A 13,544-nucleotide genomic window follows, 5' to 3' on the forward strand; every position below is an offset into this window, starting at 1 on the left:
GCATCAGGCCCAGATCACTAAAATTGCAGCAATCACCACCAAGACCAATCCCCAATGTTCCGAGCGGGCCAATTTATCTTTAAAAAAATACGCCGAGATCAGCATACTAAACAGAATCTCGATTTGGCCTAAGGTTTTCACCACCGGTACACTCATCATGCTCATGGCAGTAAACCAGCCGAGCGATGCCATAAAACTGCACACACTTACCTTAAAAGTTAGGCCCAGACGTTGCCACATGGCAATTAAAGTACGGCGACTAAACAGCCCCAGATAAAGCAGCATACTGATACACTGGAAACTGATCACCAGCAGTAATACCCATCCTGCACGGTGTAAATTTGGTAAATTTGTGAGCTCTAAACTGGCTTCTCGTACCAGTAGTGAAGTAATGGCAAAACTTAAACCGCTTCCGATGCCAATAGCCAGTGTTTTGGCTGAGAACCCTGCTATCTGCTGGCCTTTACTCAGCAAAAATACCGCATAACCACCCAGTGCCACCCCAATCCAGGCCAGAAAGGACAAATGGTCAGCCAGAAAAGTTACGCCAATAATCGCGGCCAGTATCGCTTCACTTTTAGCCAGCCCTACCCCAATCGCGTAATTTTTTTGCTTAAACAGCTGTACCATCAATGCAGTGGCTAAAATCTGGCTAGAAGCTGCAATCACAATGTAGACCCAGAACTTTGGCGTGAAGTGGACGATATTTTCAACCGGCTTGAAATAATACAGACTGCCGAGGTAAAGAGCAGCAAATGGCAATCCAAAAATAAACCGAGCCAGCGTGACTCCCCAGACATCGACTGTAGTACTCAGCTGTTTTTGAAAGGCATTACGCCAGGCCTGCATAAATGCTGCCATTAAAGTGAAGAAAATCCAGCTTACTGCCATATGCCTAACGCCAGTACAACAAAAGTGAACTCATTCTATGCTCTAGTCGAAGGCATGACTAATTAAAAATGGGATGGGCTTTGATAGCGCAAAGTTTGGCTTGATACCCTGAACCATAAAAAAATATTAAGCACTGGCTATTTTTAGTTTCAAAAAAATAATCTTAAACAGCTTATCAGGCTTATAGTTAATACTAATAATTTCATATATTTACTTACTTTTTACAGCCTTTATAGGCTGCTAAAATTTTATTTGCAGCGGCTTAACACTTTCAATTCGAGGACTTCATTTAGACTTGAAACATGACTTGAAAATATAAGGATGAATCTGTATTTAGTAGATAAAAGTTGCTTATGATGATCTGAAATCAACCCAAAGGATAAATATTTTGTTAGAGACCAGGAATACTACCAATGGTTCATCTACACCTCTCTATCCCATAAAAGTTAATTTAAAAAAACATCAGGAAATAATTGAAGCGGTTTTCAAAATAAAAAACGGCTTATTCATTATGAACAAACCGTTTTCTTGCTTATATTCGCATTAGAGGAAAACCTGAGTCCTCCTCAATAAGAGTTTACTTTGACAAAGTTTTGCCCCGTGCTGCATGCAGTTTTTTGTAGCTATCGATCAGACGTAAATGACGGTCCAAACCTTCAAGCTTCATGCTGGTTTCAGTTAAACCATAGAAGCGGATACTGCCGTCCATCGAGCCGATCACCGCATCCATACGCTCATCACCAAACATACGGCGGAAATTGGCTTCGTAATCATTCAGATCCATGTCATCGTTAAGTTCTACTTCGAGCACTACATTCATACACTGATAGAACAAGCCACGCTCAACGGTATTGGTATTGTATTGCAGGAAAGTTTCCACCAGCTCTTTGGCTTCTTCAAACTCTTGCAAAGCTATATAAATCAGCAGTTTTAATTCCAGAATGGTGAGCTGGCCCCATACCGTATTGTCGTCAAACTCGATACCAATCAAGGTACTAATTTCAGTGTAATCATCTACTTCAACATCTTCTAGACGTTCAACCAGAGCGACCAGCTGGTCTTCATCCAAACGGTGCAAGTTAAGGATATCTTCACGGAACAATAAGGCTTTGTTGGTGTTATCCCAGATTAAATCTTCAACCAGATAAATTTCCGAATAACCCGGTACTAAAATACGGCAAGCGGTTGCACCTAAATGCTCGTACACGGCCATGTACACTTCCTTGCCCATATCTTCCAGAATGCCGAACAACATTGCCGCTTCTTCAGCATTGGAGTTTTGACCTTGGTTGGTAAAGTCCCACTCTACAAACGCGTAGTCAGACTGGGTACTAAAGAAACGCCATGACACGACACCGCTGGAATCAATAAAGTGCTCGACAAAGTTATTCGGCTCGGTTACCGCGTTACTGCTGAATGTCGGTTTAGGCAGATCATTCAGGCCTTCAAAACTGCGACCTTGGAGCAGTTCAGTCAAACTCCGTTCCAAAGCGACTTCAAAGTTCGGATGTGCACCAAAAGAGGCAAATACACCACCGGTACGTGGGTTCATCAAAGTCACACACATTACCGGATACTGGCCGCCTAAAGACGCATCTTTAACCAGTACCGGAAAGCCTTGCTCTTCCAGACCTTTGATCCCTTCAACAATTTTTGGATATTTTGCCAGTACATGTTCAGGCACATCCGGAAGTGCAAGCTCACCTTCTAAAATTTCGCGTTTAACGGCACGTTCAAAAATTTCAGATAAACACTGGACCTGGGCTTCGGCCAAGGTATTCCCCGCACTCATACCATTGGAAAGATACAGGTTTTCGATCAGGTTGGATGGGAAATAAACTGTTTCACCATCAGAATGACGCACAAATGGCAATGAACAGATACCACGCGCAGTATTGCCCGAGTTGGTATCATACAAATGTGTGCCGAGCAGTTCATCTTCAGGGTTATAAATTTCTAAAGTGTATTCATCCAGAATTTCTTTTGGCAATTCCCCATTTGGACCTGGCTGGAACCATTTTTCATCCGGGTAATGCACAAATTCAGCATTGGCAATTTCTTGCCCCCAGAACTGGTCGTTATAGAAGAAATTACAGTTCAATCGTTCAATGAATTCGCCCAAAGCGGAAGCCAAAGCACTTTCTTTGGTCGAACCTTTACCGTTGGTAAAGCACATCGGCGATTGTGCATCACGAATATGTAAAGACCACACATTCGGTACAATGTTGCGCCATGATGCGATTTCAATCTTCATGCCCAGATTCGCCATAATGCCGGACATATTGGCGATGGTTTCTTCTAATGGCAGGTCTTTACCCGGAATATAAGTACTGCTTTCCGAAGTCAAGCTCGGCATCAGCAAAGCTTGAGCATCGGCATCAATACTTTCCACTTCTTCGATTACGAATTCCGGACCAGTTTGAATCACTTTCTTTACCGTACAGCGATCAATGGAGCGCAAAATACCTTGGCGGTCTTTTTCGGAAATATCAGCCGGTAATTCAACCTGAATTTTAAAAATCTGCTTGTAACGGTTTTCCGGGTCGACAATATTGTTTTGCGACAAACGGATATTATCGGTTGGAATGTCACGCGCTGCACAGTACACCTTTACAAAGTAAGCGGCACATAATGCAGATGATGCGAGAAAATAGTCGAAGGGACCCGGCGCTGAACCGTCACCTTTATAGCGGATGGGTTGATCGGCGATTACCGTGAAATCATCGAACTTGGCTTCTTGTCGAAGGTTGTCAAGATAATTGACCTTAATTTCCATGCGAGCACCTAAATATTCTTATGTGTCAGTGCAACACATAAAAACCAGAAAATAAAATATAAGCCGAATTACAGATAAGAAACTGACTTAAAAAATAGTGTGACTAGCGTCATTCGTATAACAAAGCAAACGACTGACCCTAGAAATGATGGACGGTATTATAGAGGGATTTTGCCTGATTGATAACTTTTGTCTGCTGTTGTCGCCTATTCATTAGAAATGCTTAAAATAGGACAACTTAGATCTGGCAGTATCAAGACAATATTTCCAGACACTTTACTAAATATGTAGGTCTTACTCAGGTATAAGTCACGACTAGACATCATGTGGAGCTTCATCATGAATTGTGAAATAAAGTAAATTTCAATCAAATTATGTAGAAAAAGAAAATAAAAATTACACTGAATTAAAGGGTTCCACACATAAGCTCATAAAAATTTCCACAATAGATACCAAATCTTTTAATAAGATTTTAGCTACAAACTGCAAACCTGCATTTTGTGCCTGTTAGAAGTCTGAACTCGAACTACGACTTCAAGCATTTCTACAAAAAAGGTTTACTCAAATCAGTTGAGGTCAAATGATGATAAAAACAACGCTAAGCATAATCGGACTGTCGCTCGTTTCCACACTGGCTCTGGCTGCCGACCCCTTACATGGAAGCAAATGGAAAACGATTGATGATGTGACCAAGAAACCCTTATCTGTGGTTCAATTTACTGAAACATCGAAGGGTGTGCTTTCAGCAAAGATTGTAGATGTATTGGAAGGCACTGAAGGAGAAAAATGTACCAAGTGTAAGGGTAAATTTTATAATAAACCGCTTCAAGGCGTACAGATCGTATCTGGACTGAAAAAAGCGGGGAACAATAGCTATGATGGCGGAAAAATTACCGATCCTAAAAATGGTAAAACTTATAGCTTTAATGCCAAACTCTCTGAAGATGGCAAAACTTTAAATGGTCGAGGCTACATTGGTATATCTGCCCTTGGTCGAAGCCAGACTTGGGTACGTATCCATTAACAACATCAGATTGAATCAATTAAAAGCGACTTTAATCAGTCGCTTTTAATTGCTATAAGAATTTTTAACTTCAAAAAAACCGCCATGGATTTCATAAAAAAATTCTTTTAACTTCTCGAACTGGGTGTTCTTATGAAAATAAGGACGCATAAGTAAAAAATTATAAATTTGTTCCAGAGTACATAATTCATTTTGCATATTCATGCTTATCCACCTATATAAATATTTTTAGATTGATTTAACCAAATTACAAATTAAATTCTATAACAATATTTTTTATAAAGTAATTATGGTTAAATTTTCTACAAACTAAAGAAATTAATAAATCATTTTTTGCTTACAAGGATAATCGATAACAATAAGGCTTATACTTCCTCCTTAAAAAAGGATAATAATTTTCAATTCAAATTTATAATCAAGAAGATGACGTTATTAATCTTTTTAAATATCATTTCAAGATCATGTCTAATAAACACTCCAAGTGAATATCCACTTGAATTATAAATGCAATATTTTTTCATAGAAAAAATATTGCATTGTGACAAATATACGTCAATGTACATTCGTGTAATCAAAGTTATATAAAATGTAACCATGTTATGCAAAAATATTTAATTAGCAAGTTTAATACCTTATTTTTTAACTATATATTCATTAAATATCAATAATTACAATTTATTTTTTGGCTGATTTTGCAAGTATTTTTAATCGGATTTTAAATGTAAAAAAATACTTGGAATGAGACTTTATCTACATTCTAACACCTTAAAATCTATATTTTTTTAATCTCACTCAGGTACATATTTCAAATTAGACAAAAATAAAATAAGCATAAACTATGTAAAATTTATTTATTCTATGTAGCTTTAATAATATTTTTATCCCTCAATTATTTTTTTAATGATATTTATGAATGAATCAAATAACTAATAGGCAGTAAATATGTGTGACTCAAGTTCTTATTATCACTCCGATCAACATTATGCTCATAACTTGCTACAATTTATAATTCCTTATTTATCCCGAGATAAAAAGTATTGTTTATTTCTGGATATTGATGGAACAATCTCAGAATTTCATCCTGATCCCTCTCAAAGTTTTATTTCATTCACCACCTTAAATACTTTACAGCAGTTAAGTCATTTGAATGTTTTGATCATCTTTCTTACCGGTCGTTCAGTCAAGGTTGCCTCAAAACTCCTGTTTCCTTTAAAAATGCCCATAGCAGGTACGCATGGCCTGGAAATAAAAATCGATGACGACACTCAATTCAGTATTGCTACAAATGCAATTCATTTTTCTTCATTACAAGACGATATTCTAAAACGCTGTCAGCCCTATCCTCAATTGTTGATTGAAAACAAAACCTATTCTGTTGCCATACATTATCGTCAACATCCTGAACTTGCTGATATTGCAAAACAAATTACTGAAGAAACTCTAGAAACCTACCCAGAACTGAAAATAAATGAAGGGAAATATGTATTTGAATTGCTCCCTCAACAGGCAGATAAGGGACAAGCGATTCAAACGATGTTGGAGTATTTAAATCTTAATGATGTATTCGCTATTTTCATTGGGGATGACAAAACCGACGAATCTGGCTTCAAAGTTATCAATCAGTTAGAAGGTATCAGTATAAAAGTTGGACCAGAACCTACCCAGGCGCATTACCGACTAAAAAATATTGAAGATGTTACTGATTTTCTTGATTTATTTTCACAATTCTTAGAAGAACATTGTTTGAGACTGTCTCAAGTATCAGAGGGAGAAAAAGCATGTCTAGATTAATCGTATTATCGAACCGTGTCAGTTTACCCAATCCCGATAAATCTACCGCTGGGGGATTAGCCGTGGCCTTGCAAGATGCACTTGCTGATATTGGTGGAATCTGGCTAGGTTGGAATGGTGAAAAAATCGCCAACCATCAAGAGCCGCTCTTTAATCAAACTGAATATAAAGATGTGGAATACGTTACATGTCCTTTAACTGAAGAGCAGTACCAAAACTATTACTGTGATTTTGCCAATAATACTTTATGGCCAGCAATGCATGATCGCGCCGATTTAATTGAATACCAAGCTCAGCAATACACGACCTATCAACAGGTTAATCAGCTATTCGCCAGACAGCTCAAACAAATGGCCGAGCCCGACGATTTGATCTGGGTACATGATTACCATTTTTTAAGTGTGGCGCGTTATTGTCGGGAAATGGGCATGAAAAATAGAATTGGATTTTTCCTGCATATTCCCTTTGCTGGCCTAAAGATCTGGAATTTAATTCCTACCGCACAATCATTGATTCAAGACCTTTGCCAGTATGATGTTGTGGGTTTACAAACTGAACATGACCAGCAGCAATGTATGCAAGTGTGCAGTCATTATCTGGCTACTCAGCCTATCAATACTCACATGTTGAGCTTTAATCATCATCAGGTCACTGTGCAATGTTATCCGATTGGGGTTAACCCCGAACTGATACAAAAAGTCGCCGAGCAAAAAGATGAAAATACTTCCACTATATTTGAATTTGAGAGTCTAAGTGATCAGCAAACCATTATTAGTGTCGATCGCATTGATTATTCCAAAGGGTTAATCGAACGGTTTAATGCCCTGGAAGCATTTTTACAGAGCAATCCTGAATACCATAAGCATCTTACCGACATACAAATTGCCTGTCCCTGCCGTATGGAAATTGCCGCGTATAAAGATTTATTTGAGCATTTACAGTCCAAGGTGGATTTGATTAATCAGGAATTTTCTCAAGATGACTGGTTACCGATTAACTGCACCCATGCCACCATTTCACATGATGTATTAATGAAAATTTATCGGCAAGCCAATATTTGCTGGGTAAATTCTTTGCGTGACGGGATGAATCTGGTAGCCAAAGAGTTTATCGCGGCCCAGGACCCGGAAAATCCGGGAGTACTAATTCTTTCAAAATATACCGGTGCAGCAGCACAGATGTCTGAAGCATTAATGGTCGATCCTGAAAATTGCAGCAGCATGATTCATGCATTAAAAAAAGCCTTAACCATGGCAAAATCGGAACGTTTGGAACGTTATCAGCAATTAATGAATGGCTTAAAAAGTTTTGATATCAATGACTGGCGTAATGCATTTTTAGCCGATCTGAAAGGCGCTGAAAAAGTGAATATCCTCCCCTCATTGACTAAAAAAATCTTGTCAGAAAATTGCGAATTATTAAGTATTTAAAACAAGAATTTTATATTTTTTAGTGATAAAAAACGAGCATATCAACTCTTGAATATGCTCGTTCTATTTTAATAAATTAAATCAAGATATTAAGAAGCTTTGACCTGAGTAAAACGGTTTAAAAAAGCAATGGTTAAAAGCAAAGTCGCAATAAACCCAAAGACGACAGACAAGCCCATCATTTCACTGCTAATCCCAACCAAAGCAGGTCCCAATAAAGAGCCTGTATACGCCATGGTAGAGACACATGACAATGCGGCTGCTTTAGACATGACACTTTGACGGCCCACACGTGAAAACATCACCGGAACAATATTCGAACAACCCCAGCCCAGTAAAGCATAGCCTAATAAAACCACAATCCAGTGTGGAGCAACCACCACCGTAAACAGTCCAAGCGCTGCACAAACTGCACTGTAGATGATGATATTTTTTTCACCCAGAGCCTTAATTAAATAATGACCTGCAAAACGCCCCGAAGTCATGGCAATTGCAAAGCAGGTATACGCCAGACCAGCTAAAGCAGGTTTTACGCCGTATTCATTGATCAGATAAATTCCGCTCCAATCCATTGCCGAACCTTCTGAAAGAAAAGCAATAAAACACACCAGACCCATTAAAATGATTAACGGACTGGGGAATTTTTTGGTCTTGCTTTCAACTTCAGTAGTATCGTTTTTTGCTTCCTTTTCAATGACCGCTAAACTGTTAGGCACAGCCATGACGCTCAAAACCATCAATAAAAGACAAATTGCCAAAGCACTCATCAAGGGGCTCACACCCGCTGCAAGTAAGGCAGTAACAGTCATGACTCCGGCCAGACCACCTAAACTACACATGCCATGAAACTGCGACATCATGCTTTTGGCACTGTTTTTTTCCACAATCACAGCTTGTAAATTAATTGCCACACCCAGGCTACCCGCAGCTGTACCAAACAGGAACAAAGCAATGGCCATGATCAAAATACTACTGCTTAAGGCAAAGGTGGGTAAAACCATGAGCAACAATAAAACGGCTACGGAAATAATGGCACGACACCCCACTTTCTGGATCAGTAAACCTGTTGCAGGCATTGCCAGCATGGAACCTGCACCGATACATAGCAATAAGGTACCAAAATCGGCATGATTCAAATGAAGTCGCTGCTGTGCATAAGGAATCAGCGGAGCCCATGCTGCTGTACTGAGACCTAAACTAAAGAAGCTCAGTAATGTAGATAAGCGCTGTGCAGAGTGCTGAGTTGCATGATCCAGATGTGCTGTTTTAGTTAAAAACATATGTGTGCCACCACAAGAAATAGGTTTTTTGGCCGTCCCTTTCAGGATAATTTCCAGAGAAAAACCCCGGAAGAATTATAGATATTTTCTATAAATCAACCAGGGTTTTAATTTGGCGAAATTATACACAAAAAAAGAGCAAATCAAGCCGATTTTTTAGGAGTTTTAAAAAATATTTTGTAACTGCTGCAAATATCTAATCTCTTTAGGTAAAAGAACAACAAATAATTTAAAACTTCAATTATTTTAAAATAAATTAATATAAAACAATATTTTATGTTTTTTAAAATTTCCACTAAATAATCATATCATTGAAATAATTATAAAAATTTTCTCAAGATTATCTGATCTTTTCCATCGAAGATTTTTATGGCAATTATTTAGAGGAAAAGCCAAATTTAAAATGGTTATTCATTAATATTTTTATAAGATATATGACTAACTACAGAAATCTGCCAAAGATTCAATATTTTAATTTCATAGCAGACCTCTACCTCAGTGCATGAGGCTAGCTTTAGTTCGTTTTTCAGCAATCCTGTCGAGTCATTTTTATGAGGAAGTGGCTCTATTTCAACTTTCCTTTGAAAAGTAAAATGATCATTCAACTATCTCGATGACCCGATAAAAAAGCCCTATAGTTTTACGCTACAGAGCCGGTTTTTAAACTTCAAGATTTTATTTATTTTTAGAATAATGATCTTCAATGAGACAATCTTAACCTTCTACAGATTCATTTTTTTATGCTCTGCATGGGGCTCATCCGTTTTACCGGTAAGACTTCCTTTCATCACCTTAAACAGTTGGGTCATTTTATTGTCTGTGACATTCCAATACTCGGCACTGACGGCTTCCGCAACCAGAACCCGTACACTCGGATCATCTCTTCCTTCGAACCAGTTTTCAGCCGATGAGTTCCACAGTTCATCAATCAGGGCTGAGTTTGTACTGATATGTGCATGTGCACTAATTGACACATAAATGCTATCTGAAGGTTTAGCGAAGGACAATCCAATCTGATTACGTCCAGATTCAATCGCATTCACCAGATCATTGGTATTTTTCAAAATAAAGTAAAGGTTCTGGCTTTCATTCATGCGTTCAGAATTAAGCATAGTCATGGGTTGTGCATGGATTTCCTGGGATTCAGTACTATGACTGATCATTGAAAATCGTATCTCTTTAATCAGTTCCCATAATTTTTCACGATCTTGATTATCTGTCATCATTATTCTCCTGCAATAGACCTAATAAATAAACTCTCTAATTTTGTGCTTAACTTCTGTTCAAGATTAATTATATTTTCCAGTTTTAATATCCTATCTAACTGATTTTATACATTTGCATAATAAAAGCTGTTAGCAATGATCAAAAGAATTAACGAAGACCAATTCTGTTACATTCAGCTGGAAAGGTTTTCAGATTCTTGAGATAAATAAGAATAAAAATGAGATATAGGCAAAAAGAAGCCCCTTGTAACTCACTCGGGGCCGTTTGAAACTTGCTTTAAACTAAGTTTGGTTTAGTTATTGATGTCTTTTATTTTATAGTGTATGTACAGTTTTTTATACATACTGAATTAACCGATACTTGTTGTTGAGTGATCAAATGAATGGCTCTCCTCTATAAATATGGTGATTTAAATACAGCAGGAACTATGCCAAAAAATAAAATGAATGATTTCTGAAAAATAAAAAATCCCAGATAAAAAGATGAGACATTTTAGTAGAATCAACCCGTTTTTGAACTCAATGTTCATATCTTGGTATTAGGCTGTTGCACCAAATTGTTCCCTTAGTTTTTGGTCTTACAAATTTTTGACCTGATCCGGTTCATTAAAGGTCACACGGTAATTTTGACGATGGTTTGGCCAAAAATCTGTAATTGTAAAATGTTGGATTAAACGGTTACCCTCAAGACAATGCCATTTTTCTCCCAGTGATGGCTATAAGTATATTACAGCACCTGCCCTGTTTTTCACCGTTTCCCCTTTCTCAATAACATAGGCATCATTGTTATTGCCATCGTTGATCAGTATTCAGCGCATGAAATAGATGAAATTCGAGCGAACGTAGAATATTTCATTAAAGATTTTGAAGCCTTATTAATTTTTTTCAGCTAAAAAATGTCATGAATCATTCATATTCATGACATCTTCTGTAGACGTAGGTGTATATGATTATTTTGCTTTCTTATAGACCGAGCCTGAACCCACCAGATTGCCGGTTTTCTCATCAATCGCAAAATCAACCATAGCCGCACCAGCATTGACCTCAAGAAAACCATTCTTGCCCACTGAGGCAGGTACAGGATTTTTCTTTTCAGTTTTACCCGTCGCTTTATCTTTAATAGTATTGGTAATGAAATAATTGTCACCATTCTTGGAAATGACTAGGATATTTTCCAGTTTTGGATTTTCCAGGGTGTTTTTCCAGTTCCCCTGATAATCCGGTGCTTCAGTAGTACAAGCAGTTAACAACAGTGCTAATGAGATTCCTGAAAAATATTGAAGATATCTCAAAACTTAAGACCTTGAATGTTACGACGCGGTCATTATAAAAAGAACCCTCTGAGGGTTAAGCGAGATCTTGTAGGCAAAGCGTTTCAGCCGTAATGAGTCTGTCTTGTCTTCGTCATTTTTTTGAAAACTCTCTCCACATTTCATTCATAAAAACTTAATTTAGAATTAGATTAGAAATTAAAAAACCCATCATAAGATGGGTTTTGTTTTATACATTTAGCTATCTTTATGCAGTTTTATGCATGTTTCCAGTCTCTTCAAATGTTGCATGCCAAGACAAGGCTTCTTCAAGAAGATGTGGGGTTTGTCCACCATGCTGGCAAGCACGTTCAAAATAATCATTCAGTTCATCGCGATAATCAGGATGCGCACATAAATCGATAATCTTGCGGGCACGCTCACGCGGAGCCAGACCGCGTAAATCTGCCAGACCGTTTTCTGTCACCAAAATATCAACATCATGATCGGTATGGTCAGTATGGCTAACCATTGGAACTACAGATGAAATAGCCCCACCTTTGGCGACCGATTTGGTCACAAAAATTGCTATATGGGCATGCCGGGTAAAATCACCTGAACCACCGATACCATTCATCATTTTAGTGCCGGTGACATGGGTAGAATTGACGTTTCCGTAAATATCAAACTCCAGTGCGGTATTGATGGCAATAATCCCCAAACGGCGAATGATTTCAGGATTATTGGAAATTTCCTGCGGACGCAGCACAATCTTGTCTTTGTATTGTTCAAAATTCTGCATCACATGTTGTGCACAAGAATCTGACAAGGTCATTGAACAACCTGAAGCAAAGGTCATTTTACCTGAATCAATCAACTCAAAGGTACAGTCCTGTAACACTTCCGAATACATTTCCAAGTCATGAAAATTGGAATGTTCAAAACCTGAAAAAACCGCATTGGCAATCGAACCGACTCCAGACTGTAATGGGCCCAGATTTTCCGGTAAACGTCCAGCTGCCACTTCGCCTTCAAAGAACTGAATCAGATGTTTGGCAATAGCCAAAGTATCCTCATCCGGTTCATCCATGTTAAAAGAGGTATCAGGAATGTCATTCAGCACAATCGCTGAAATTTTTTCCGGACTGACCTGAATTCCTACGGTACCAATCCGGTCACCCACATGAATCAACGGAATCGGTGCGCGGTTCGGACGGGCTTTCGGTACATAAATGTCATGTACGCCTTCCAGCACCGGATTAATGGTATTGTCAATTTCGACAATCACATGATCTGCCATTTCCACAAAGTTGGCCGAGTTACCGCATGAACCGGTTGGAATAATCTGCCCATCTTCAGTAATCGCCGTTGCTGCAATCACCGCGACATTAATCGACGGCAAGTTGTGATGACGGATGTTATCGGCCATTTCAGACAAATGCTGATCGATATACATCACCTCACCAGCATTGATGGATTTACGCAGACCGGGATCAGCCTGATAAGGATAACGGCGCTCAATTGCATGAGCTTCATTTAAACGGCCATCAATTTTATTGCCCAGGCTGGCACCTGTCGCCAGGGTAATTTTCAAGGGATGCTCTTTGGCATGTTCAGCCAGCGCCAACGGTACTGCTTTTGCCTCACCTGCACCACCAAAACCACTTAAACCGACTACAGCACCGTCTTGAATCAATTTAATCGCTTGTTCAGCAGACATAACTTTGTCGCGAAGGGAGACTAAGCGAATGCGATCTAAACCATTCATAATAAAAATCTCAAAAATAAACATATTGTTTTTCACCATCCCGGCGTGCTGGAATGGTGGTTGTTATTGCTTATTAAATTCTAATTCGTTACTTATCGCTCTACGCTG

The 13,544-nt window shown here is 38.5% G+C and carries 9 protein-coding genes; 3 read left to right on the top strand and 6 right to left on the bottom strand.

Annotated features, from left to right (window positions below; all coding sequences use genetic code 11):
* Nucleotides 1–3 precede the first annotated feature (3 nt).
* Together FTT87_RS04580 and FTT87_RS04585 are read right to left on the bottom strand one after the other, a co-directional pair.
* Nucleotides 4–891 (bottom strand): DMT family transporter, encoded by an 888-nt coding sequence (locus tag FTT87_RS04580; RefSeq protein ID WP_180042566.1) that lies wholly within the window; start codon nt 889–891, stop codon nt 4–6.
* A gap of 577 nt (nt 892–1,468) precedes the next feature.
* The gene (locus FTT87_RS04585; protein ID WP_180042567.1) at nt 1,469–3,667 is read right to left on the bottom strand and encodes an OsmC domain/YcaO domain-containing protein; all 2,199 of its coding nucleotides are present in this window, start codon (nt 3,665–3,667) and stop codon (nt 1,469–1,471) included.
* Nucleotides 3,668–4,250: 583 nt separating this feature from the next.
* On the opposite strand from FTT87_RS04585, the gene FTT87_RS04590 reads away from it, so the two are divergent.
* The 3 genes from FTT87_RS04590 to FTT87_RS04600 all read left to right on the top strand — a co-directional run bounded on the left by FTT87_RS04590 (nt 4,251) and on the right by FTT87_RS04600 (nt 7,912).
* Nucleotides 4,251–4,691 (top strand): DUF2147 domain-containing protein, encoded by a 441-nt coding sequence (locus FTT87_RS04590; protein WP_180042603.1) that lies wholly within the window; start codon nt 4,251–4,253, stop codon nt 4,689–4,691.
* Between the two features lie 942 nt (nt 4,692–5,633).
* Nucleotides 5,634–6,482, top strand: coding sequence for a trehalose-phosphatase (otsB, locus tag FTT87_RS04595; RefSeq protein WP_180042568.1), 849 nt, complete (start codon nt 5,634–5,636; stop codon nt 6,480–6,482).
* A complete protein-coding gene (locus FTT87_RS04600) occupies nt 6,470–7,912 on the top strand; it encodes a trehalose-6-phosphate synthase (RefSeq protein ID WP_180174505.1) in 1,443 nt (480 codons plus the stop codon). Before otsB ends, FTT87_RS04600 begins: the two co-directional genes overlap by 13 nt.
* 89 nt (nt 7,913–8,001) lie before the next feature.
* Here FTT87_RS04600 and FTT87_RS04605 read toward each other — a convergent pair whose 3' ends face one another.
* The 4 genes from FTT87_RS04605 to FTT87_RS04620 all read right to left on the bottom strand — a co-directional run bounded on the left by FTT87_RS04605 (nt 8,002) and on the right by FTT87_RS04620 (nt 13,436).
* Nucleotides 8,002–9,192, bottom strand: coding sequence for an MFS transporter (locus FTT87_RS04605; RefSeq protein ID WP_180042570.1), 1,191 nt, complete (start codon nt 9,190–9,192; stop codon nt 8,002–8,004).
* Between the two features lie 722 nt (nt 9,193–9,914).
* On the bottom strand, nt 9,915–10,415 hold the full coding sequence (locus FTT87_RS04610; protein ID WP_166170009.1) for a pyridoxamine 5'-phosphate oxidase family protein: 501 nt from the start codon (nt 10,413–10,415) through the stop codon (nt 9,915–9,917).
* A 953-nt stretch (nt 10,416–11,368) separates the two neighbouring features.
* Complete coding sequence (locus FTT87_RS04615) at nt 11,369–11,710, bottom strand: hypothetical protein (protein WP_180042571.1); 342 nt, start codon at nt 11,708–11,710, stop codon at nt 11,369–11,371.
* A 226-nt stretch (nt 11,711–11,936) separates the two neighbouring features.
* Nucleotides 11,937–13,436 (bottom strand): acetyl-CoA hydrolase/transferase family protein, encoded by a 1,500-nt coding sequence (locus tag FTT87_RS04620; RefSeq protein WP_180042572.1) that lies wholly within the window; start codon nt 13,434–13,436, stop codon nt 11,937–11,939.
* Nucleotides 13,437–13,544: the final 108 nt, after the last annotated feature.

The sequence above is a fragment of the Acinetobacter sp. YH01022 genome, from assembly GCF_013420235.1.
In the GTDB taxonomy this organism is placed as follows: Bacteria; Pseudomonadota; Gammaproteobacteria; order Pseudomonadales; family Moraxellaceae; genus Acinetobacter.